The following is a 20545-nucleotide window of genomic DNA, read 5'->3' as shown; positions in this document are numbered from 1 at the left end:
CGTGCGTCCTAGCAGGAGATCCGGTCGACGATGTCCTGCGCCAGCGAGGCGATGGTCAGCGGCGCGCAGCCTTCGGCGTTGTTGCTCACGGTGACGAAGGCGTTCTGCCCGGCGCCCGTGGTGCCGGCGATCACCTTGGCCAGCGCGGCGCGGGTTTCGGGGTCGGGGTCGAGCACCTTGTCGAAGGCGCCGTAGAGTTTTTCGGCATCTTCGTAGCCGAAGCGGCCGTGGCGGCGGTGCAGGTTCCAGCGGCACACCAGCGGCCCGGGCCACAGGGCGCGCAGCATCGGCAGTTGGTCCTCGATGGGCGGCATCTTCGCGTGCAGGCCCATGCAGAAGGTCGCGCCCACGCTGCGCAGCATGTCGGCGAAGGCGGGGCACAGCAGCTGCGGGTCGCGCACCTCGACCGCGAGCACGGCGTCGGGTGCGATCGGCTTCAGGTCGGGCATCGCCGCCAGCATGGCGCCGATGCGTGCGATCAGCGCGGGCTGGTCGGCCAGCAGGTGCGCGGGGATCGGGCTCAGCTGGAACACCAGCGCGCCGATGCGGTGGCCCAGCCCGTCGAGCGCCGGCTGCACGAACTCCTGCAGCGCGATCTCGTGGCTCAGGAACACCGGGTTGGCCTGCGTGCCGCGGCCGCTTTCATCGCGCACGGTGGCGTCCGTCACGAGGCTCGGGGCCTTCACGACGAAGCGGAAGTCGTCCGGCACCATGGCCGCGTAGCGCGCGTACTGGCTGGCGGTGAGGGCGCGGTAGAAGTTGCGGTCCAGGCTCACGGTGCGCAGCAGCGGGTGCTGGGCGAGCGCCGACAGGCCGTTCTTCGAGAGCACGGTCTCGGCGTAGTCGCCGTCCCAGACCAGGCCGGCCCAGCCCGGGTAGCTCCACGACGAGGTGCCCAGGCGCAGCTGCGGTGGCAACTCGGCGGCGAGGGCGACCAGCGCCGCGTCGGGTGCCACGGGCTTCACGGTGGCGCCGCGCAGCTTCTTCGGCGAAAGCGCCGGCGCGTCGGCCGCTTCAGCCGGGCGCGGAAGTTCGGGGAGGTCGGAAAAGAGGGAGTCCTGCACGTCAGCCATGTCTGGGTCGGCATTTTCGGCCAAGCGGGGAGGCCCGTCGGCGCCGGGCACAATCCGCGCCATGACACAGTGGTTGCGTACGCGGGGCGGTTGGTGGCTGGCTTGGGTGGTGCTCACGGCCGCCGGCGCCGTGTGGTTCGCGCGCGCCGAGCTGACCCGGCTCCAGCAGGATTTCGAGACCGACGCGCGCATTGCGCACCGCCTCATGAGCCAGCAGGTGGTGCAGTACGACGCCGTACTGGCCACGCTCGCGCTGCTGGAGCCCAACGCCGGCGCCGACTACCCCGAGCGTCGCCTGCCGTCGGTGTACTCGTCGATCCTGCGCGTGCAACGGCGTGCGGCCGACGAGCCCTGGCCCGATGCCGAACACGCCGATGCGCTGGCCGCCGCCGAGGCCCGCTCGCGCGCCGAACGCCGCGCCGACCTGGCCGTGCTCGACCTCGCGCATGGCCGCTACCAGCTCGTGATCGGCTCGGAGCCGCTGAGCTATGCGCTCGAGATCGACCTCGTCGGCTCGGTGCCCTGGCGCGACTGGCCGATGAACCCGCAGCGCAGTCCCGTGCGACTGGTCCTGCAGCGCGACGGCCAGCAGCTGGTGCTGCAACACGGCCAGTCGGCCGAACATGGCTGGCGCTACAGCCTGAGCAAGGAACTGGCGTCGCCGAGCCAGCCTTTCGAGTTGGTGGCCGAGCGCCAGGTCGGCTGGGCCGAGCTGCCGTGGCGCACCATCGGCGGCTGGGCGGTGGCGATGGCGCTGCTGCTGGCGGGCCTGTGGGCCGCGCAGCGCCAGCGCATCGCGCGGCGCCGCGCCGAGGAGCTGCTGCGCCTGGGCCAGGTGGCGCGCCTCAATGCGCTGGGCGAGCTGTCGGCCGGGCTGGCGCACGAACTCAACCAGCCGCTCACGGCCGTGCTGGCCAACGCCCAGGCCGCGCGCCGCCTGCTCGACGACGACCCGCCCGACCTCGCCACCGCGCGCGACGCGATGGGGCAGGCCGTCGAACAGGCCCGCCGTGCCTCGGGCGTGGTCGGCCGACTGCGCCGCGTGATCGAACGGCCCGAGGCCGGCGGCGACGTGAAGCCGCTGGTGCTGCAGGAGGTGGTGCGCAGCGCCATGCACCTGCTGGCGCCCGAGTTCGCGCGCCACGGCGTGGCGGCCCAGTTCGACGCCGGCGCGCAGGCGCCCGTGCGCGTGCAGGCCGAGGCCGTGGCGCTGGAGCAGATCGTGCACAACCTGCTCATGAACGCGATGCAGGCGCTGGACCTCGTGCCCGCGGCCGAGCGGCGCCTCGTGGTCTCGGTCGGCCGCAACGGCGAGGAGGGCGTGCTGACCGTCACCGACAACGGCCGCGGCATCGCGCCCGAGGCGCTGCCGCGCCTGTTCGAACCTTTCTTCAGCACGCGCGAAGGCGGCCTGGGCCTCGGCCTGAGCCTGAGCGAAACGCTGGCCAGCGGCATGGGCGGCAGCCTGAGCGCCGCCAATGCCTCGCCGCGCGGTGCGCGCTTCACCTTGCTGCTGCCGCTGGTGGCACCTTCGACATGACCACGCCAACCACTGCCGACCAGCCGCAATCGCCCCTGATCCACCTGATCGACGACGACCAGGCCGTGCGCGACAGCCTCTCGCTGCTGATCGGCACGGTCGGCCTGCGCGTGCAGGGCTGGGCCGATCCGCAGGCCTTCATCGACGGCTTCGACCGCGCGAGCGTCGGCGCCATCGTGCTGGACGTGCGCATGCCCGGCATCAGCGGCCTCACGGTGCTCGACCGGCTGGTGACGCAGGGCGTCGACCAGCCCGTGATCATGCTGACCGGCCACGGCACGGTCGAGATGTGCCGCCGCGCCTTCAAGGCCGGCGCGGCCGAGTTCCTGGAGAAGCCGGTGGACGACGAGCAGCTGCTCGAAGCCCTGCAGCAGGCCGTGCGCCAGCATGTGCGCACGCGCGAGCGCTCGCAGGCCGACAACGCCGCGCGCGAGCGGGTGGCGCAGCTGTCGGAGCGCGAGCGCGAGGTGCTGGCCTTCATCGTGCAGGGGCTCACCAACAAGGAGATCGCGCGCGTGCTGGCGCTGTCGCCGCGCACCGTCGAAACCCACCGCGCCAACCTGTTCGCCAAGCTCGACTGCGACTCGCTGGCGCAGCTGATCCGGCGCTACGCCGTGCTGGCGTCGGACGCGGGAGAAGAGGGCGCTCCGTAGTTCTACGGAGGGCCGGGCGTAGCCGTACGAATGGTTGCAGCGGACCGTATTTTTTACAGTGACACCGTGGTCGGCACAGGCCGGCACGAACCCTCTCATCACTGGAGAAACAACACATGCAATCGATCATCCGCGTTGGCGGTCTCGCCGTTCTGCTCGCTGCTTCCGTCGCCCAGGCCCAGACGCCGGCCCCCGCTGTTCGCACCGAGAAGAACATCTCGCTCGCACTGGCCAACCAGATCGCCGCAGAAACCGTGGCCGCCTGCGCCGCCAACGGCTACAACGTGGCCGCCACCGTGGTCGACCGCGCCGGCACCGTGCGTGCCGTGCAGCGCGCCGACAACGCCGGCCCGCACACGCTGTCGTCGAGCGAACGCAAGGCCTGGACCTCGGCTTCGGCCAAGAGCCCCACGCAAGCCATGATGGAAGGCGCCCAGAAGAACCCCGGCGCCGCCAACCTCGTGTACCTGCCGGGCTTCCTGCTGCTGGGCGGCGGCGTGCCGATCAAGTCGGGCAACGAAGTGATCGGCGCCGTGGGCGTGGGCGGTGCGCCCGGTGGCCACCTCGACGAGCAGTGCGCCAACGCCGCGCTCGAGAAGGTCAAGGGCCAGCTCTGATGACGGCGCGCGGTCTCTGGTCGGCGGTGCTCGCCGCCGCGATCGGCTGGAGCGCCGCGCCCGGCGCGGCGGCCCAGGTGCCGCCGCTGGCCGCCGAAGTGCTGGCCTACGAAGGCCTGCACCGCGCCGCCTGGCACGGCGACCTGCCCAAGCTCAAGAGCCTGATCGCCTCCGGCGCCAGCCTCGATGCGCGCGACGCGCGCGGCCGCACGCCGCTGCAGGTCGCCACCTACGCGCGACAGCGCGACGCCGTGACGCTGCTCGCCAAGGCGGGCGCGAACATCGACCTGCTCGAAGACGACCGCTACGACGCCGTGACCATCGCGGCCGTGGCCGACGACGTGACCACGCTCACGCTGCTGCTGCAACTGGGCGCCAAGCCCGGGCAGGTCACCAGCCGCTACGACGGCACCGCATTGATCGCCGCCGCGCACCTGGGGCACGACGAGGTCGTGCGCCGGCTGGTCGCGGCCGGTGCGCCGCTGGACCACGTGAACAACCTGCACTGGACGGCGGTGATCGAATCGATCGTGCTCGGCGACGGTGGCGCACGCCACCAGCGCACGCTGGCCGCGCTGATCGCCGGCGGTGCCAACCTGCAACTGGCCGACCGCCAGGGCCTCACGCCGCTGCAGCTCGCAAAGGCGCGCGGCTACACCGCGATGGTGAAGCAGCTCGAAGCGGCACGCGCCAAGTAGCCTGCCGCACCGCAAGCCGGGGGCGACTCGGGGACAATCGGACCTCCCCACGAGGAACCCGCCCCATGTACATGCCTCCGCAGTTCAACGCCAAGGACCCGGCCGTCGCGCTGGGCCTCATGCGCGACCACCCCTTTGCCAACCTGATCTCGAACGACGACGAGGGCCTGCCCTTCGTCACGCACCTGCCCATCGTGGCCGAGCAGCGCGAGGGCGATGCGCTGGTGCTGCTGGGGCACTGCGCCAAGCCCAACCCGCACTGGCGCTACCTGCAGGCGCGGCCGCGCGCGGTGGTGGTGTTCCAGGGGCCGCACGCCTATCTGTCGCCCTCGGTCTATCCCGACTTGGCGCGGGTGCCGACGTGGAACTACCTCGCGGTCCATTGCACCGTCGAAGCTCGGCTCGTCGAGACGCCCGAGGCCAAGGACGCGCTGCTCAAGAAGCTCATCGGCGACCACGAGCCGGCCTACGCCCAGCAGTGGAAGGACCTCGGCGAGGAGTTCCAGCGCAAGATGCTGGCCGGCATCATGGGCTTCGAGCTGCACGTGACGGCGCTGCAATGCAAGATCAAGCTCAACCAGCACCGGCCCGAATCGCATGCGGCGATGCGCGAGGTCTATCGCGCGGGCTCGGCCGACGAGCAGGCGCTGGCCGTGTGGATGGACCGGCTCGGCATGGCCGTCGCACCGGAGGCGCGCTGAGATGCGGATGTTCGGTTTGATCGGCCTCGTGCTCGCGCTGGTGGTGGTCGGGCTGCTGGCGAAGCAGCAACTCTCCCGCACCGCCATCGCCAAACAACCGACCGTGCCCGGCGCGTCGGCCCCGGCGGCCGTCGATGCACGCACGCAGGCGCAGCAGGTCCAGCAGCAGGTCCAGCAACAGGTCCAGCAACAGGTCAAGGACGCCCTCGACGCCGCGGCCCAGGCCCGCAAGATGCCCGATGACAACTGAGCCGGCCGCATCGACATCGGACGCGCACTGGATGGCGCTCGCGCTGCAGGAAGCGCAGCGTGCGGCCGACGCAGGCGAGGTGCCCGTGGGCGCGGTGCTGGTGAAGGACGGCCAGGTCATCGCGACCGGCCGCAACACGCCCGTGGCGCAGCACGACCCGAGCGCGCACGCCGAGATCAACGCACTGCGCGCCGGTGCCGCCGCGCTCGGCAACTACCGGCTCGACGGCTGCGAGCTGTTCGTCACGCTCGAGCCCTGCGCGATGTGCGCGGGCGCGATGCTGCATTCGCGGCTGGCGCGCGTGGTGTTCGGCGCCGCCGACCCCAAGACCGGCGCCGCGGGCTCGGTGCTCGATCTCTTCGCCGAGCCGAAGCTGAACCATCACACGCGCGTGCGGGGCGGCGTGCTGGCCGACGACTGCAGCGCATTGCTGCAGCGCTTCTTCCAGCAACGCCGCAGCGTCGCACGCGCGCAAGCCGAGCCGCTGCGCGACGATGCCTTGCGCACGCCCGCCCAACGCTTTGCCGCGCTCAGCGATTTCGGCTTCGCTCCGCATCACGTCCAGGACCTGCAAATCCTGCAGGGCTGGCGCCTGCACTGGGTCGACGAGACCGGCCCGGCCGGCAGCGACGGCCGCGTGGCCGATTGCCTGTGCCTGCATGGCCCGGGCGAGTGGGGCTACTTCTTCCGCCACCTCGTCGGCACGCCCGGCCTGCGCACGCTGGTGCCCGACCTGATCGGCTTTGGCAAGAGCGACAAGCCCAAGCGCGAAGCCACGCACCGGCTTGACTGGCATCGCGACGTGCTGCTGGCCTGGCTCGACCAGGTGCATCCCGAACCACTCGCGCTGGTGCACAGCGAGGGGGGCGATGAACTGGCAACGCTGCTGCAAACGGCGGCGCCGGGCCGCTTCAGCGCGACGCTAACCGCACCCGACAGCGGCGTGCGCGCCAAGGACGCCTGGCGCGCGCCGTTCCCCGACCGGGGCTACGAAGCCGCGCTGCGCGCGCTCGGTCCGCGTGCCGCATCGGGCGGGCCGGACAACGCGCAGGCCGCCACCCTGGCCCGGCAGATCCGGGACGCAATGGGATACTCGACGACGTGACGTCCAAACATATCTACATCTATTCCCCCTCCAGTGCCATCCGCGACAAGGCCGCCTTCCGGCGCGGCGTGGCGCGGCTGAAGGCCCTGGGCCATGAAGTCGAAGTCGATGAAGCCGCGCTCTCGGCGCACCAGCGTTTCGCGGGCGACGACGCCACCCGGCTCGCCGCCATCTCGCGTGCGGCCGCCAGCGGCGCCGACGTGGCGCTGATCGCGCGCGGCGGCTACGGCCTCACGCGCATCCTCGACGCGCTGCCGTACAAGGCGCTGGCCAAGGCCATCGACAAGGGCACCGAGTTCGTCGGCTGCAGCGACTTCACGGCCCTGCAGAACGCACTGCTGGCCAAGAACGGCGCCGTCACCTGGTCGGGTCCCGCGGTCGGCGAAGACTTCGGCGCCGAAGGCGGTGCCGACGACATCATGGAAGCCTGCTTCGACGACCTGTTGAGCGGGCAGGGCGAGGGCACCGGCTGGCGCATGCCGGCGCGCGACGCCGAACTCAAGGTCAAGCCGATCGAAGACGCCGTGCTCTGGGGCGGCAACCTCTGCGTGCTGACCAGCCTGCTGGGCACGCCGTACTTCCCGGTGGTCGACAAAGGCGTGCTCTTCATCGAGGACACCAACGAGCACCCGTACCGCGTCGAACGCATGCTCGACCAGCTGAAGCTCGCGGGCGTGCTGGCGCGCCAGAAGGCCGTCGTGTTCGGCCAGTTCACCGGCGTGCGCAACATCGCCGGCTACGACCGCGGCTTCGGCATGAACACGGTGATCGACCGGCTGCGCGCGAGCCTGAAGAAGGTGCAGGTCATTGCCGGCCTGCCGTTCGGGCACGTGCAGACCAAGGTGCTGCTGCCGGTGGGTGCGAAGGTGGCGCTGGCCGCCGAGGGGCGCGACGTGTTCCTGGTGTGGGGCCATCGGCACGGCCACCATGACCATGATCACCACGGTCACGACCATCACGGCCACGACCATTGAGCCAGCACGCAGGCGGCCACCGGTGCCGCTGCGATGCCGGCCGATCAGGCCATCACTGGTTGGTGAAACGCTGATGGACGCGCGGGCCCATCGAGCCGGGCAGGCCGCCCTTGAACATGCTGTTGATTTCTTTCATCTGGCGCCGCGCGGCCGATTCGCCGTCGATGGCGCTCAGCGCGACCATCACGTCCTGACGCAGGTACCAGAGGGTCTCGACATCGACCGCAAAGCGCACGCGTTGGCTGACGCGCTGGATCGATTGGCCGCCGCGGCCCTGGAGCACCGACAGCATCGCCGTGCGGATGCGCCCGAGCTGACTTTCCGCAACCTGCCGCGAGCCCAGGCCGGGTACGTTCAGGAGCTGAAAAAGGCGGCGAAAGAGCAGCATGTCACGAAAAGCGTATTGCCGGGAGCTGAGACGGTCGCTACCTTAAGCCTCAGTTCGCCGGGACACAAGATGTGAAACACCGTTTCTTGTTTGCAAACAACAAGCTTTAGCGGTCTCTTTTGTTGTCATTTGAATTTTGAGCGCAAAAGTATTAAAAAACTTTGGCATTCATCTGCACGATGCGCCAAGCTGGCCCCGTCGATGCAGCGTCAACAAGAAGCTTCTGCGGATCGTTCCTTGCATGTGAAGGCGCATGTCGGGGAAACTTCTCGCAGGAGCGGCGAAAGGTCCAGAGCAACCTAACCAGCGCTTGCCGCCAAGAAAAAACAGTATGGGTGTCAATTCCACAGTCGTTTTCGCGGACTTGACCGGAAGTACCAGGGTCTTCGAGGCCATGGGGAATGCACGTGCCACCGAGACCGTGACGCGGCTGACCCAATGGATCGGGCGTGTGTGCGAGGCCCACGGCGGCCGGGTCGTGAAATCGCTGGGCGATGGCGTGTTCGCCATCTTCACCAGCGGCGCCGCCGCCACGCACGCGGTCATCGAGTTGCAGCGCTACCACCAGAAGCGCCTGGCCGGCTGGCCCGTGCCGCTGCGCATGGCGCTGCAGATCGGCGTGGCCAGCGGTGATGTGGTCGAGGTCGAGGGCGACTGCTTCGGCGACGCCGTCAACCTGGCCTCGCGCCTGAGCGACCTGGCCGGCCCCGGCCAGATCTGGGTTACCGAGGCGGTGATCCAGCAACTGCACGAAGGCGCCGTGCAGCACCGCGACCTCGGGCCCATCAGCATCCGCGGGCGCACCGAGATGTCGATCGTCCACCGCATCGACTGGCAGGAAGACCTGACGAGCTTCCTCACCGTGCCGGCCGCGCTGCTGCCGGCGCGCCTGCCCGATTCCACCTTCGGCCGCATCGAACTCGCATGGCTCGATGTGCGCTCCATGTTCCGCATCGACCAGCTGCCCATCCACCTGGGTCGCGTGGGCGACGCGCAGTTCGTGGTCAACGACCCGCGCGTGTCGCGGCTGCATGCGCGCATCGAGGAGCGGCAGGGCAGTTGCGTGCTGATCGACGTCAGCACCTACGGCACCTGGGTGCGCTTCCATGGCAACGGCGGGCCGAGCCACGAGATCGCGCTGCGGCGCGACGAGTGCGTGCTCCACGGCCGCGGCGAAATCGGCCTGGGCGCGCCGCTGAGCGACTTCAGCGCGCCGACCATCGCCTTCAACACGACCGGCGACGACGTGATGCTGTCGCGCCGGGCCATCGTGAACTGAAGGCCGACTGGGAATCCCGTTCACGTTTGGCAACCAGCTGGTGCGCTTCGAGGTGCACCACGCAGGGACATGTGGCGTTGCAGGACCACGCCGGCGCCGTTCGCGCCAGGCCTGGAGCCACCATGCATTCCCCAAGTGATTCTTCTGTTTTCAGATGGGCCGCCGTCGCCGCGATCGCCGCCGGCGCGCTGCTCGCCACGGGTGCCGCCAGCGCGCGCACGAGCTGGTCGGTGCAGATCGGCACGCCCGGTGCGGTCTATGCACCGCCGTACTACGTGCCGCCGCCCGTCTATGCGTACCCGGCCCCGATCTACTACGAACCGCCACCGCCGCGGGCCTACTACCGTCCGCCGCCGCCCGTGTACTACCGGCCGGCCCCGATCTACGTCCCGCCGCGCGGGCGCCTGTACTACGGTCCCGGCTATCCCTACCGTGCGCCGAACGATGACGACGAGGATGACGACCGCGATTGACCCGCCGTCCGCAAGCTTGCAGGCATGCCAATTCTTGGCGTGAACTCTGACGAAAACGTCACATTCAGTCACATTTGTAAGATCAAAGAATTCATTTGATGCCTGCATGAGGGTTGAGGCCCGGGGCATGACACTTGCCTTGCATCGTTCAACAGGCGCGCAGAGTGCCGAAGGAGCGACAAAAAATGCAGACCAGCGTTCGGCCTTTCACCGATGTCGAGGCCGCCATTGCGGCGGTGGAGGCCCTGGACGGCGAACTCCGTAAGTTCGAGCTGGCCGTGGGGGACAACCTCCAGGACAGCATCGGCCTGCAGATGGCGCAGATCACCGACCGTGCGCTCGCACGCGGCTGGGAGCCCAGCGGCTTCATCCAGAAGGAAGGTTTTCGCCTCTACCGCTACCGCGCGATGCGCTGAAGGGCGAGGGGAGCGGAGTCAGCCCGGCGCGAGGATGCGCTCGAGCGCCCCGATGTCGATGGGCTTTTGCAGGTGGTGGTCGAACAGCACCTCGCCCGGCGCCGCATTCGCCGCGTCCCGTTCCGAAAACCCTGAAATCGCCACCAGCAGCCGCGGCGTGCCTTCGGCGGCTGTGGCACGCAGCCGGCGCGCCACCTCGGTGCCCGGAAAGTCGGGCAGGGTGAGGTCGATCAACGCCGCATCGAAGCGCTCGCCGGCCGCAGCGTCCAGCGCCTGTTGCGCCGTGTAGGTGCAGCGGGCGGTGTGGTCCTGCAGCGTCAGCAGCTCCCGCAGCAGGTCGGCCGCGGCCTCGTTGTCGTCGACGATCAGCACATTCACAGTTGTTTTCTCTCGGCATCCATTGATTGCGATCCCGCAGTATCGACGCTGTGCCTACCGGAATCCGTAACAGAGGCCTTGTTTGTTACTTCCCGCTGTCGGCCGAGGCGGGCGGTGGCTGCAGCGGCAGCTCGACGAAAAAGCGCGCGCCGTGGCCCGGTGTGCTCTCCACGCCGATGCGGCCCGCATGCAGGCTCACGATCTTGTGCGTGATGTACAGGCCCAGGCCCAGGCCGGCCGCGTGCTTGCGGCTGACGTCGGTGCGCTCGAACTGCTCGAAGATGCGCTGGTGGTCCTCGGGCGAGATGCCAATGCCTTGATCGCGCACGCTCACGACCGCCTGATCGCCGTCCTGGCGCACCGTCATCTCGACCGGCTTGCCGCCGCCGTAGCGCAGCGCGTTGGTCAAGAGGTTGGTCAGCACCTGTTCGATGCGGAACTCGTCCCACACGCCGCGCAGCGCCGGGGGCGCGTCCAGGCTGATGGTGCAGCCCGCGGCCTCGGCCTGGTGGCGCAGGTTGTCGACCACGGCGCGGGCCAGCTCGGCCAGGTCGACCGGCTTGGTCTGGATCGACAACGCGTCGCGCCGCAGCCGCGTCACGTCGAGCATGTCGTCGATGAGCCGCACCATGTTGCGGATCTGCCGCTGGTCGCGCTCGATCATGGTGGGCAGCTTCTCGGGCGAGAAGCTGTCGAGCTTGCCCTTGGACAGGTGCAGCTGCCGCAGCTGCGCCTCCAGGTAGAGCGTGTTCAGCGGCGTGCGCAGTTCGTGCGACACCATCGACATGAAGTCGTCGCGCATGCGCACCGCGCGCTCCAGCTCGCGCTGCGTGTGCTGCAGCTGCTGCACCAGCTCTTCCTGCTTGCGGTGCGCGGCGGCCAGCGATTCCATTTCGTGGCGCAGCGCCTTGCGATGCTGGTGCAGGTCGACGAACACGCTCACCTTGCTGACCACCGCGTGCGGATCGAGCGGCTTGTGCAGGAAGTCGACCGCGCCGCTTTCGTAGCCCTGGAAGGCGTAGTTCATCTCGCGCCCGGCGGCGCTCACGAAGATGATCGGGATGTGCCGCGTGCGCTCGGTGCCGCGCATCAGCTCGGCCAGCTCGAAGCCGTTCATGCCGGGCATCTGCACGTCGACGATGGCGAGCGCGAATTCGTGTTCCAGCAGCAGCGCCAGCGCGGCCTCGGCCGAACCGGCGCGGTACACCAGCCGCCCGGGCGCGCGGATCAGCGCCTCGAGCGCCAGCAGGTTCTCGGGCAGGTCGTCGACGATCAGCAGCTTGCTTTCGACCTCAATGGGCATGGGCGGGCTCCAGTAGCTGCAGCAGGATGCGCAGGTCGCGCAGCCGAAGCACGTGGTCGGGGGCGTGGCGCGCAATGGCGGCGAGGGGCATGGTGGGAACCAGGGCTTCTTTCGGGTCTTGCACGGCGGTGAGTCCGCCGGCGCGGTGGATGCGCAGCAGGCCTTCGGCGCCGTCCTCGTTGGCGCCGGTCATGAGAAAGCCGGCCACCGAGGGCCCGTAGGCGTCGGCGGCCGAGGCCATGAGCACGTCGATGGACGGGCGCGAGAACAGCACGGGCGGCTCGCAGCTCAATGAAAAGCGGCGCCCGCGCTCGATCGACAGGTGGTAGCCCGGCGGCGCGAAGTACAGGCAGCCATCCACCAGCGGCATCTTGTCGAGCGCCTCGTGCACGGGAATCGGCAGGCGCTGCGCGAAGATCTCGGCCAGGTGGCTCTCGTGCGATTCGGGCAGGTGCAGCACCACCGCCATCGGAATGCGCCAGTTGGCCGGCAGGCCGTCGAGCACCGCACTGAGCGCGTCGATGCCGCCCGCCGAGGCGCCGAGCACCACGGCCTCGACACGGCGAACCGGAAACGGACGGTGCTGCGTGCTGCCGCGCTTCATGCGACCTTGCGGTAGATGCGCTCGGCGCGCGCGTGGGCGTCGAAGCGGTCGGCGTAGCCCGAGAAGTCGATGCTTTCCTTGGAGCCCAGGCCGAGAAAACCGCGGTGCGACAGCGACTCGTGGAACAGCCCGAGCGCGCGGTCCTGCAGCTGGCGGTTGAAGTAGATCAGCACGTTCCGGCACGACACCAGCTGCGTCTCGGCGAACACGCTGTCGGTGGCCAGGCTGTGGTCGGCAAAGATCACGTCGGCGCAGAGCGACGGGTCGAAGCGCGCGGCCTCGTAGGCGGCCGTGTAGTAGTCGGAGAACGCGCTCAGGCCGCCCGCGCGCTGGTAGTTGGCCGTGTAGCCGCGGATCGCCTCGAGCGGAAAGATGCCCTGGCGCGCCTTCTCGAGCGAGGCCGGGTTGATGTCGGTGGCGTAGATCTGCGTGCGCTCGAGCAGGCCTTCCTCGCGCAGCAGGATGGCCAGCGAAAACACCTCTTCGCCCGTGCTGCAGCCCGCCACCCACACCTTGACCGACGGGTAGGTGTGCAGGATCGGCACCACATGCCGGCGCAGCGCCAGGAAGTAGGCCGGGTCGCGGAACATCTCGCTCACGGGAATGGTCAGGAACTGCAGCAGCTGGCCGAACAGCGCCGCGTCGCGCAGCACGCGGTCCTGCAACGCCGAGATGCTGGGCAGCTCGAGCTGCTCCAGCGCATACAGCACGCGGCGCTTCTGCGAGGCCGTGGTGTAGTTGCGGAAGTCGTAGCTGTACTTGAGGTAGATGGCCTCCATCAGCAGGCGCAGCTCGATCTCGGTGTCGCTCAGCGGCTGGGGCTGCATGGGGGCGGTGGCCGGGTCCTGCAGCGCGGCGGGAAGGGGCTTGCGGGTCACAGGCGCTCCATCTTCGGCATCCACACGCGCAGCAGCGAGAACAGGCGCTCCAGGTCGACCGGTTTGGCCAGGTAGTCGCTGGCACCGGCGGCCAGGCACTGGTCGCGGTCGTCCTTCATGGCCTTGGCGGTGATGGCGATCACCGGCATCTTCGCGAAGCGCGGGTCGGCGCGCAGGTGGCGCGTGGCTTCCAGTCCGTCCATCTCCGGCATCATCACGTCCATCAGCACGAGGTCGATCTCGCTGACCTGGTCCAGGCGCTCCAGCGCCTCGCGGCCGTTGCGGCCGATCTCGACCGTGGCGCCGCGCTGCTCCAGCGCGCTGGTGAGCGCGAAGATGTTGCGCACGTCGTCGTCCACCAGGAGGATGGTGCGGCCCTCGAAGATGCGGTCGCGCCCGCGCGCCGTCTTCAGCATGCCCTGGCGCTCGCTGGACAGCGAGGCCTCCACCTTGTGCAGGAACAGCGTCACCTCGTCGAGCAGCCGCTCGGGCGAGCGCGCGCCCTTGATGATGATCGAGCGTGAGTAGCGTTGCAGCTCGGTTTCTTCGTCGCGCGTGAGGTTGCGCCCGGTGTAGACGATGACCGGCGGGAACGACACGATCTCTTCCGCCGCCATGGCCTTGAGCAGCTCGCTGCCCTGCATGTCGGGCAGCCGCAGGTCGGTGATCATGCAGTCGAACACGCGCGTGCGCAGCAGCGCCAGCGCCTCCTCGCCAGAGCCGACCGCGACGATCTCGATGTCGTCGTCACCGATCAGCCGGATCACGCTCTCGCGCTGCAAGGCGTCGTCTTCCACCAGCAGCACGACCTTGACCTTCTGCGTGAGCTTTTCTTCCAGCCGGCCGAACACCTTGGTCAGCTCCTCGCGCGTGGCCGGCTTCAGCGCGAAGCCGATGGCGCCCATGTGCAGCGCGGCGGCCTGCGCGTTGTCGGCGGCCGAGACCACGTGGATCGGGATGTGGCGCGTGTGCGGCGAGTCCTTGAGCTTTTGCAGCACATCCAGGCCGGTGCTGTCGGGCAGGCGCATGTCCAGCAGGATCGCGTCGGGCACGAACTGCGTGGCCAGCTCGAAGCCGTCGGCCGCGCCGTGCGCCACCAGGCAGCGGTAGCCCAGCTCGTGCGCCAGGTCGTACAGGATGTGGGCGAACTGCGGCTCGTCCTCGATGACCAGCACGCGGCGCACCTGGTCGCGCGGGATCGAGCGGTCGTCCGCGAAGCGCGGGGCCGGCACCACGGGCGCCGGAGCAGCGGGTGCGAGCGGCGGCGGCGACAGCACGGCAGGTGCATGCGAGGGCGAGGCGCTCGACACCGACCGCAGCGTGCCCACCGGCACGGCCGGCGCCGGCATCGTCTGCGGCGCGCGCGGCGGCAGCTGCAGCGTGAAGGTGCTGCCCTGACCGGCTTCGCTCTTCACCGTCAGCGAGCCGCCCAGCAGCTGCGTGAGGTCGCGCGAGATCGACAGGCCCAGCCCCGTGCCGCCGTAGCGCCGGCTGGTGGTGCCGTCGGCCTGGCGGAAGGCCTCGAAGATCAGCTCGTGCTGCTGCGGATCGATGCCGATGCCCGAGTCGTGCACCGCAAAGGCCGCGCCGCCGTCGGCCGTGGCCGACACCGTGAGCGCCACTTCACCGCGCTCGGTGAACTTGATCGCGTTCGACAGCAGGTTCTTCAGGATCTGCTCCACGCGCTGCCGGTCGGTGACCAGCAGGGCCGGCGCGTCGGGCCGCAGCTCCAGGCGGAACTCCAGGTTCTTGTCGGTCGCGAGCGGGCGGAAGGTGCTTTCCAGGCTCTGGGCCAGCTTGTCGAGCGGCACCTCCTCGGGCACCAGCTCCAGCTTGCCGGCCTCGACCTTGGCGATGTCCAGGATGTCGTTGATCAGCACCAGCAGGTCGTTGCCCGAGGCGTAGATCGATTCCGCGAACTTCACCTGCTCCAGCGACAGGTTGCCCTGCGGGTTGTCGCCCAGCAGCTTGGCCAGGATGAGCGCGCTGTTCAGCGGCGTGCGCAGTTCGTGCGACATGTTCGCCAGGAACTCCGACTTGTAGCGGCTGGCGCGCTGCAGCTCGTCGGCGCGGTCTTCCAGGTCGCGCTGCACGCGGCGCAGGGCGGTGTTGCGCTGGTCGAGCGCCTCGGTGCGCTCGGAGAGCTGGCTGTTGGTCTGTTCCAGCTCGGCCTGCTGGTTCTCCAGCATGGCCTGCGAGGCGCGCAGGGCGCGCGATTGTTCTTCGAGCTCTTCGTTGGCGGTGCGCAGTTCTTCCTGCTGCACCTGCAGTTCCTCGTTGAGCTGCTGCGTTTCGGCCAGCACGTCCTGCAATTGCTCGCGGTAGCGCGCCGCCGCCAGCGAGGTGCCGATGTCGTCGGCCACGAGGTCGAACAGCTGCTCGCTGCGCGCGTCGGGCGTGCCCGGCAGGCCGAGTTCGAGCACACCGTTGACGGCGCCATCGGCCGCCACCGGCAGCAGCAGCACGGCCTGGGGCGCCATCTCGCCCAGGCCGGAATTCACCTTCAGGTAGTCGGCCTGCACCGGATCGATCAGCATGCGGCGCTGCTCGGCCGCCGCCTGGCCGATCAGGCTTTCGGTGGGGGAGAACACCTGCGGCGAGGCTTCGGCCTCGCTGGAGAAACCGTAGCTCGCGGCGCGGCGCAGCGGCCCGTGGCGTTCACGCACATAGAGCGCACCGACCGAGCTGCCGAGGTGGCGCGAGAAGAACGCGAGGATCTTGCGGCCCATGTCCGGCGCGCTGAGTTCGCCGACCAGCTCGCCCACCAGCTCGGTCTGCGCATTGCGCAGCCAGGCCTCCTGCGACAGCCGCTCGGCGTGCGCCGCCTGTTCACCCAGCACCACGTCGTAGCTGTCGGACAGGCGCATCAGCTGCCGGCGACCGAAGAACGCCACCAGGCCCGAGTACACCAGCGTGAACAGAAGGAACAGCCCGACCACCCACCAGCTCGTGCGGTTGGCTTCGGTGTTGCGCTGGAAGCGCAGCGTCTGCTCGGTGTCCATGAAGGCCGTGAACTCGGCGCGCAGGTCGTCGGTCAGGCGCTTACCGCGGCCCAGCCGGACGGTGGCCTGCGGATCGACGCCGTTGCGCCGCGCCTCGATCATTTCCCGTGCGAAGGTCAGCCACGACTCCTGCAGGCCGACGATGCGGTCGACGCGCTCCACCTGCTGGCGGTTGTCCGACACCTGGCGGCGCAGCGCGTCGGTGTCGGCCTTCAGGCGCGGCAGGGCGGACTGGTAGGGCTCGAGAAAACTCTCCTCGCCGGTGATCAGGAAGCCGCGCATGCCCGTTTCCATGTCGATGGAGCGGCGTTGCAGTTCGCTGGCGGCGCGCGTGACCTGGTCGGTGTGCTCGACCCAGCTCAGGCTCGTCAGCAGATACAGGATCAGCGCGACGAACGCCACGGCGCCGATCAGTCCGCCCAGCAGCGGCAGCTTGAGGTTGCGGCTGAGCAGGCGGTCGAATTCGACGGGGTCGATCGCGGAGGGAGTTTTCATGAATGCATTTGTAAGCAAAACTTGTCAAGTCTTGCCGAAAAAGCTCATTTGACCTGTCGGAGAAGGCCTCGATACCGATTTGTGTGACGTATTGCCGCATTCGGTGCTCGCTATACTGTGATTTCATCCAGTATCGGCAGCATGCCTTCCGACCTCCATTCCGCTCCGTCAGCCGCCGTTTCGGCGGCGCACGTCGTGTCCGTCAAGGCCTTGTGCGCCTTCGGCGCCAAGGCGGGCGATCTCGACCTGCGCTTCGTGCCCGCGCCCAGCGCGCTCGAAGGCATGGCCGGCCACGCGCTGGTGCAGGCCCGGCGCGGCGGCGACTACCAGAGCGAGGTGCCGCTGGCCACCACCTGCGGCACGCTGCGCGTGCGCGGCCGGGCCGACGGCTACGACCCGGCGCAGGCGCGGGTGGAAGAAATCAAGACCTTCCGCGGCGACTTCGACGCCATCCGCGCCAACCACCGCGCGCTGCACTGGGCCCAGGTGCGCTGCTACGGCTGGATGCTGTGCGAGCAGGAAGGACACGAGCAGCTGACCGTCGCGCTGGTCTACCTCGACCTGGCCAGCGGCGACGAAACCGTGCTCGAAGAGCAGCACACGCGCGACACGCTGCGCACGCACTTCGAGACCCTGTGCGCCTGCTACAGCGACTGGGCGCAGCGCGAGGCCGCGCACCGCGGCGCGCTCGACGAGGCGCTGGCGCGGCTCGAGTTTCCCCACGCCGACTTCCGCACCGGCCAGCGCGAACTGGCCGAGGCGGTCTATCGCGCCGCCGTGGGCGGGCGCTGCCTGCTGGCGCAGGCGCCCACCGGCATCGGCAAGACGCTGGCCACGCTCTTTCCGCTGCTCAAGGCGCGCGCGGCACACAAGCTCGACAAGGTGTTCTTCCTCACCGCCAAGACCTCGGGCCGGCCCGTGGCGCTCGACGCCTTGCGCGTGCTGGGGCAGGGCGGCGCCCACCGGCCGCGCGTGCTCGAACTCGCGGCCCGCGAGAAGGTCTGCGAGTACCCCGACCGCGCCTGCCACGGCGAGGCCTGCCCGCTGGCACGCGGCTTCTACGACCGCCTGCCGGCCGCGCGCGCCGAGGCCGCGCAGGTGGGCTGGCTCGACCGCGAGGCGCTGCGGCGGGTCGCGCTCGCGCACGAGGTGTGCCCCTATTTCCTGGCGCAGGAAATGACGCACTGGAGCGACGTCGTCGTGGGCGACTACAACTACTACTTCGACAGCAGCGCCTTCCTCTTCGCCAGCATGAAGGACGCCGGCTGGCGCGTCGCCGTGCTGGTCGACGAGGCGCACAACCTGCTGGAGCGTGCGCGCGGCATGTACACCGCGAAGCTCGAAGGTGCCGCGTTGGAAGAAGCGCACCGCGCCGCGCCCGCGGCCGTGCGCGGCCCGCTGGCGCGGCTGTTCCGCGAATGGGACACGCTGCAGCAGGCGCAGACCGCCGGCTACGACACCGCCGACGAGATTCCCGAGCGTTTTTTGCGCACGCTGCAGGCCGCCAACACCGCGATGGCCGAGCACTTCGCCGCCACGCCCGACGCGGCGCAGGGGCCGCTGCAGCGCTTCTTCTTCGATGCGCTGCACTTCGCGCGGCTGGCCGAGGTCTTCGACGACCACTCGGTGTTCGAGCGCACGCTGGGCGCCACGCAGGAACAGCGCGGCCTGGCCATCCGCAACCTCGTGCCCGGGCCCTTCCTCGAAGGCCGCTTCGCGGACTCGGTGTCGGTCACCTGCTTCTCGGGCACGCTCGCGCCGTTCGCGTTCTACCGCGACGCGCTCGGCCTGCCCGAAGACACGGCGCTGCTCGACGTCGAATCGCCGTTTCGCGGCCAGCAGCTGCGCGTCGAGGTGGCGACCGGCGTCTCCACGCGCTTTCGCGACCGCGCCGGCTCGCTGCGCCATGTGACGGACATCATCGGCGCGCAGTTCGAACGCCTGCCCGGCAACTACCTGGCCTTCTTCAGCAGCTTCGACTACCTGGACAAGGCCTGCGCCGCGTTCTCGCTGCGCCACCCCGGCGTGCCCGTGTGGACGCAGACGCGCGGCATGCGCGAAACCGACCGTCACGATTTCGTCGCGCGCTTCGAAGAGGGCGGGCAGGGCATCGGCTTCGCCGTGCTCGGCGGTGCGTTCGGCGAAGGCATCGACCTGCCGGGCAGCCGGCTCATCGGCGCCTTCGTCGCGAGCCTGGGGCTGCCGCAGTACAACGAACTCAACGAGATCACGCGCGAGCGCATGCAGTCGCGCTTCGGCAAGGGCTACGAGTACACCTACCTCTACCCGGGCCTGCAGAAGGTGGTGCAGGCCGCCGGCCGCGTGATCCGCACCGAGGCCGACATCGGCGTGCTGCACCTGCTCGACGACCGCTTTGCGCGCGCCGAGATCCGCGAGCTGCTGCCGCGCTGGTGGCATGTGCAGCTGGCCGGGGAGGCCGGGCAGGCCGGAGAAGGCGATGCGCGCCACCCGACGCCTTGAGCACGCCGGCCAGCCCGACCTGTTCGGCGAGGCGCCCGTGGCGGCCATCGGGGGCCTGCGCTACGAAGCGGGGTTCCTGTCGCGCGACGAGGAGGCCGGCCTGCTGCGCATCGTGCAGGGCCTGCCGCTCAAGGAGATGCGCTACAAGGAATACACCGCCCGCCGACGCGGCACCAGCTTCGGCGGCAGCTACGACTTCGACACCAACCGCCTCAAGCCCGGCGCGCCGCTGCCCGAGGCGCTGCACCCGCTGCGCGCGAAGGCGGCCGCCTGGGCCGGCCTGGCGCCCGAAGACCTCACCCACGTGCTGATCGCCGAGTACCGCCCCGGCACGCCGCTGGGCTGGCACCGCGACGTGCCCGACTTCGAGGACATCGTCGGCGTCTCGCTGTGCGGCGACGCGGTGATGCAGTTCCGGCCGTATGTGCCCGGTGCGCCCGCGTCGGGGCCGGCCGCGCTCGATGTTCTCATCGAGCCGCGCTCCGTGTACCTGCTGCGCGGGCCGGCGCGCTGGGCATGGCAACATGCCATCGCCCCGACCGAGGGCCTGCGTTATTCGATCACCTTGCGTACCCGGAGACCCCGCGCGCCATGAACCGCACCACCTTCCTCAAGCTGCTCACGCACCACCTCTTTCCCGTGCTCAAGGCCGAAGGCTTCCAGGGTTCGGGCCAGACGCTGCGGCGCATCGACGGGCCGGTGATCCACGTGTTCAACGTGCAGGGTGCGAGCGGCGGCAAGGCCTGCTACCTGAACCTCGGCGCGCACCTGGACTTCCTGCCGCCCGAGGGCGGAACGCCGGTGGCGCCCGAGGCGCTCGAAGAATCGCACTGCGTGTTCCGCGACCGCCTGGACCCACCGCCCGGCGCCGCGTTCGGATGGGCCTATGGCGAGACGAAAGAGCAGGCCGAGGAAAACGTCGAATTCATCGTGAGCGAGTGGGAAGGGCCGGGGCGTACTTTCTTCGCACGGCATGGCAGCTATCCGCAGAGCTTCGAACAGATGCTGCGCGAGACCGACCCGCACCAGATCCATGCGCGCACCGCCTTGCACTTCGCACGGATCGCGATGCACCTGGGCGACCGCGCCCGGGCACAGGCGCTGGTCGAGGCGGGGCTCGCGCGGGCGCCGGAACGCGCCACGGCCCTGAAGACCGACCTCGCGAACGTGCTGTCGGCCTGAGCGCGCACGACAGACTGCGCTGACGCGCAGCGCCTGCCTCTTCCGACCCATGGCG

General features: G+C 69.6%; 21 protein-coding genes. 14 read left to right on the top strand and 7 right to left on the bottom strand.

Features of this window, described 5'->3' with window-relative positions:
- Positions 1-8: 8 nt before the first annotated feature.
- Entirely contained in the window at positions 9-1073 is a 1065-nt protein-coding gene (locus tag AC07YS_RS00890; RefSeq protein WP_495267229.1) for a DUF72 domain-containing protein, read from the bottom strand.
- 61 nt (positions 1074-1134) lie between these two features.
- Here AC07YS_RS00890 and AC07YS_RS00885 point away from each other — a divergent pair, with 61 nt between their 5' ends.
- The 8 genes from AC07YS_RS00885 (at position 1135) to AC07YS_RS00850 (ending at position 7611) form a co-directional block, all read left to right on the top strand.
- The gene (locus AC07YS_RS00885) at positions 1135-2613 is read left to right on the top strand and encodes a sensor histidine kinase (RefSeq protein WP_495267228.1); all 1479 of its coding nucleotides are present in this window, start codon (positions 1135-1137) and stop codon (positions 2611-2613) included.
- Positions 2610-3266, top strand: a complete 657-nt coding sequence (locus tag AC07YS_RS00880; RefSeq protein ID WP_495267227.1) for a response regulator transcription factor — start codon at positions 2610-2612, stop codon at positions 3264-3266. Before AC07YS_RS00885 ends, AC07YS_RS00880 begins: the two co-directional genes overlap by 4 nt.
- Positions 3267-3382: 116 nt before the next feature.
- Positions 3383-3883, top strand: a complete 501-nt coding sequence (locus AC07YS_RS00875) for a GlcG/HbpS family heme-binding protein (protein WP_056581174.1) — start codon at positions 3383-3385, stop codon at positions 3881-3883.
- Positions 3883-4581 carry an ankyrin repeat domain-containing protein gene (locus AC07YS_RS00870; protein WP_495267226.1) on the top strand — a complete coding sequence of 233 codons (699 nt, stop codon included), beginning with the start codon at positions 3883-3885 and terminating at the stop codon, positions 4579-4581. Before AC07YS_RS00875 ends, AC07YS_RS00870 begins: the two co-directional genes overlap by 1 nt.
- Positions 4582-4646: 65 nt before the next feature.
- The gene (locus tag AC07YS_RS00865; RefSeq protein ID WP_095745222.1) at positions 4647-5282 is read left to right on the top strand and encodes an FMN-binding negative transcriptional regulator; all 636 of its coding nucleotides are present in this window, start codon (positions 4647-4649) and stop codon (positions 5280-5282) included.
- A 1-nt stretch (position 5283) separates the two neighbouring features.
- Complete coding sequence (locus tag AC07YS_RS00860) at positions 5284-5532, top strand: hypothetical protein (protein ID WP_495275700.1); 249 nt, start codon at positions 5284-5286, stop codon at positions 5530-5532.
- Positions 5522-6637 (top strand): tRNA adenosine(34) deaminase TadA, encoded by a 1116-nt coding sequence (gene tadA, locus AC07YS_RS00855; RefSeq protein ID WP_495267224.1) that lies wholly within the window; start codon positions 5522-5524, stop codon positions 6635-6637. Before AC07YS_RS00860 ends, tadA begins: the two co-directional genes overlap by 11 nt.
- Complete coding sequence (locus tag AC07YS_RS00850) at positions 6634-7611, top strand: LD-carboxypeptidase (protein ID WP_495267223.1); 978 nt, start codon at positions 6634-6636, stop codon at positions 7609-7611. The genes tadA and AC07YS_RS00850 overlap by 4 nt, the downstream gene beginning before the upstream one ends.
- A gap of 52 nt (positions 7612-7663) precedes the next feature.
- Here the strand turns inward: AC07YS_RS00850 and AC07YS_RS00845 are convergent, their stop codons facing one another.
- Complete coding sequence (locus tag AC07YS_RS00845; protein ID WP_062480058.1) at positions 7664-7999, bottom strand: hypothetical protein; 336 nt, start codon at positions 7997-7999, stop codon at positions 7664-7666.
- Positions 8000-8330: 331 nt separating this feature from the next.
- Here AC07YS_RS00845 and AC07YS_RS00840 point away from each other — a divergent pair, with 331 nt between their 5' ends.
- The 3 genes from AC07YS_RS00840 to AC07YS_RS00830 all read left to right on the top strand — a co-directional run bounded on the left by AC07YS_RS00840 (position 8331) and on the right by AC07YS_RS00830 (position 10167).
- The gene (locus tag AC07YS_RS00840; protein WP_062480056.1) at positions 8331-9278 is read left to right on the top strand and encodes an adenylate/guanylate cyclase domain-containing protein; all 948 of its coding nucleotides are present in this window, start codon (positions 8331-8333) and stop codon (positions 9276-9278) included.
- Positions 9279-9400: 122 nt separating this feature from the next.
- Positions 9401-9751 carry a hypothetical protein gene (locus AC07YS_RS00835; RefSeq protein ID WP_492726589.1) on the top strand — a complete coding sequence of 117 codons (351 nt, stop codon included), beginning with the start codon at positions 9401-9403 and terminating at the stop codon, positions 9749-9751.
- Positions 9752-9936: 185 nt separating this feature from the next.
- Positions 9937-10167, top strand: coding sequence for a hypothetical protein (locus AC07YS_RS00830; protein WP_070060568.1), 231 nt, complete (start codon positions 9937-9939; stop codon positions 10165-10167).
- An 18-nt stretch (positions 10168-10185) separates the two neighbouring features.
- On the opposite strand, the gene AC07YS_RS00825 is transcribed toward AC07YS_RS00830, so the two are convergent.
- From AC07YS_RS00825 to AC07YS_RS00805, 5 genes are all read right to left on the bottom strand, one after another.
- Positions 10186-10545 carry a response regulator gene (locus AC07YS_RS00825; protein WP_070060569.1) on the bottom strand — a complete coding sequence of 120 codons (360 nt, stop codon included), beginning with the start codon at positions 10543-10545 and terminating at the stop codon, positions 10186-10188.
- A gap of 85 nt (positions 10546-10630) precedes the next feature.
- Positions 10631-11848 (bottom strand): hybrid sensor histidine kinase/response regulator, encoded by a 1218-nt coding sequence (locus tag AC07YS_RS00820; protein WP_307693692.1) that lies wholly within the window; start codon positions 11846-11848, stop codon positions 10631-10633.
- Positions 11838-12452, bottom strand: a complete 615-nt coding sequence (locus tag AC07YS_RS00815; RefSeq protein WP_495267222.1) for a chemotaxis protein CheB — start codon at positions 12450-12452, stop codon at positions 11838-11840. The genes AC07YS_RS00820 and AC07YS_RS00815 overlap by 11 nt, the downstream gene beginning before the upstream one ends.
- Positions 12449-13279 carry a CheR family methyltransferase gene (locus tag AC07YS_RS00810; RefSeq protein WP_062480071.1) on the bottom strand — a complete coding sequence of 277 codons (831 nt, stop codon included), beginning with the start codon at positions 13277-13279 and terminating at the stop codon, positions 12449-12451. The genes AC07YS_RS00815 and AC07YS_RS00810 overlap by 4 nt, the downstream gene beginning before the upstream one ends.
- A gap of 47 nt (positions 13280-13326) precedes the next feature.
- Positions 13327-16827 (bottom strand): response regulator, encoded by a 3501-nt coding sequence (locus tag AC07YS_RS00805; RefSeq protein ID WP_495267221.1) that lies wholly within the window; start codon positions 16825-16827, stop codon positions 13327-13329.
- A 141-nt stretch (positions 16828-16968) separates the two neighbouring features.
- Here AC07YS_RS00805 and AC07YS_RS00800 point away from each other — a divergent pair, with 141 nt between their 5' ends.
- The 3 genes from AC07YS_RS00800 to AC07YS_RS00790 are packed head-to-tail and all read left to right on the top strand — an operon-like array spanning position 16969 to position 20490.
- Positions 16969-19308, top strand: a complete 2340-nt coding sequence (locus tag AC07YS_RS00800) for an ATP-dependent DNA helicase (RefSeq protein WP_495267220.1) — start codon at positions 16969-16971, stop codon at positions 19306-19308.
- Positions 19286-19903 (top strand): alpha-ketoglutarate-dependent dioxygenase AlkB, encoded by a 618-nt coding sequence (locus tag AC07YS_RS00795; protein ID WP_495267219.1) that lies wholly within the window; start codon positions 19286-19288, stop codon positions 19901-19903. Before AC07YS_RS00800 ends, AC07YS_RS00795 begins: the two co-directional genes overlap by 23 nt.
- On the top strand, positions 19900-20490 hold the full coding sequence (locus AC07YS_RS00790) for a DUF4304 domain-containing protein (protein WP_495267218.1): 591 nt from the start codon (positions 19900-19902) through the stop codon (positions 20488-20490). Before AC07YS_RS00795 ends, AC07YS_RS00790 begins: the two co-directional genes overlap by 4 nt.
- Positions 20491-20545: the final 55 nt, after the last annotated feature.

The sequence above is a fragment of the Variovorax sp. GW458-11-26-14-LB1 genome (genome assembly GCF_059423965.1).
The sequence above is the reverse complement of the archived record's forward strand: the minus strand, read 5'-3'. Positions and strand labels throughout refer to the sequence as shown.

What these genes read in the sequence shown, in the direction of transcription:
- AC07YS_RS00890 (WP_495267229.1), bottom strand. Translation starts at nt 1,073, where the DNA reads ATGGCTGACGTGCAGGACTCCCTCTTTTCCGACCTCCCCGAACTTCCG.
- AC07YS_RS00885 (WP_495267228.1), top strand. Translation starts at nt 1,135, where the DNA reads ATGACACAGTGGTTGCGTACGCGGGGCGGTTGGTGGCTGGCTTGGGTG.
- AC07YS_RS00880 (WP_495267227.1), top strand. Translation starts at nt 2,610, where the DNA reads ATGACCACGCCAACCACTGCCGACCAGCCGCAATCGCCCCTGATCCAC.
- AC07YS_RS00875 (WP_056581174.1), top strand. Translation starts at nt 3,383, where the DNA reads ATGCAATCGATCATCCGCGTTGGCGGTCTCGCCGTTCTGCTCGCTGCT.
- AC07YS_RS00870 (WP_495267226.1), top strand. Translation starts at nt 3,883, where the DNA reads ATGACGGCGCGCGGTCTCTGGTCGGCGGTGCTCGCCGCCGCGATCGGC.
- AC07YS_RS00865 (WP_095745222.1), top strand. Translation starts at nt 4,647, where the DNA reads ATGTACATGCCTCCGCAGTTCAACGCCAAGGACCCGGCCGTCGCGCTG.
- AC07YS_RS00860 (WP_495275700.1), top strand. Translation starts at nt 5,284, where the DNA reads ATGCGGATGTTCGGTTTGATCGGCCTCGTGCTCGCGCTGGTGGTGGTC.
- tadA (WP_495267224.1), top strand. Translation starts at nt 5,522, where the DNA reads ATGACAACTGAGCCGGCCGCATCGACATCGGACGCGCACTGGATGGCG.
- AC07YS_RS00845 (WP_062480058.1), bottom strand. Translation starts at nt 7,999, where the DNA reads ATGCTGCTCTTTCGCCGCCTTTTTCAGCTCCTGAACGTACCCGGCCTG.
- AC07YS_RS00840 (WP_062480056.1), top strand. Translation starts at nt 8,331, where the DNA reads ATGGGTGTCAATTCCACAGTCGTTTTCGCGGACTTGACCGGAAGTACC.
- AC07YS_RS00835 (WP_492726589.1), top strand. Translation starts at nt 9,401, where the DNA reads ATGCATTCCCCAAGTGATTCTTCTGTTTTCAGATGGGCCGCCGTCGCC.
- AC07YS_RS00830 (WP_070060568.1), top strand. Translation starts at nt 9,937, where the DNA reads ATGCAGACCAGCGTTCGGCCTTTCACCGATGTCGAGGCCGCCATTGCG.
- AC07YS_RS00820 (WP_307693692.1), bottom strand. Translation starts at nt 11,848, where the DNA reads ATGCCCATTGAGGTCGAAAGCAAGCTGCTGATCGTCGACGACCTGCCC.
- AC07YS_RS00815 (WP_495267222.1), bottom strand. Translation starts at nt 12,452, where the DNA reads ATGAAGCGCGGCAGCACGCAGCACCGTCCGTTTCCGGTTCGCCGTGTC.
- AC07YS_RS00810 (WP_062480071.1), bottom strand. Translation starts at nt 13,279, where the DNA reads ATGCAGCCCCAGCCGCTGAGCGACACCGAGATCGAGCTGCGCCTGCTG.
- AC07YS_RS00805 (WP_495267221.1), bottom strand. Translation starts at nt 16,827, where the DNA reads ATGAAAACTCCCTCCGCGATCGACCCCGTCGAATTCGACCGCCTGCTC.
- AC07YS_RS00800 (WP_495267220.1), top strand. Translation starts at nt 16,969, where the DNA reads ATGCCTTCCGACCTCCATTCCGCTCCGTCAGCCGCCGTTTCGGCGGCG.
- AC07YS_RS00795 (WP_495267219.1), top strand. Translation starts at nt 19,286, where the DNA reads ATGCGCGCCACCCGACGCCTTGAGCACGCCGGCCAGCCCGACCTGTTC.
- AC07YS_RS00790 (WP_495267218.1), top strand. Translation starts at nt 19,900, where the DNA reads ATGAACCGCACCACCTTCCTCAAGCTGCTCACGCACCACCTCTTTCCC.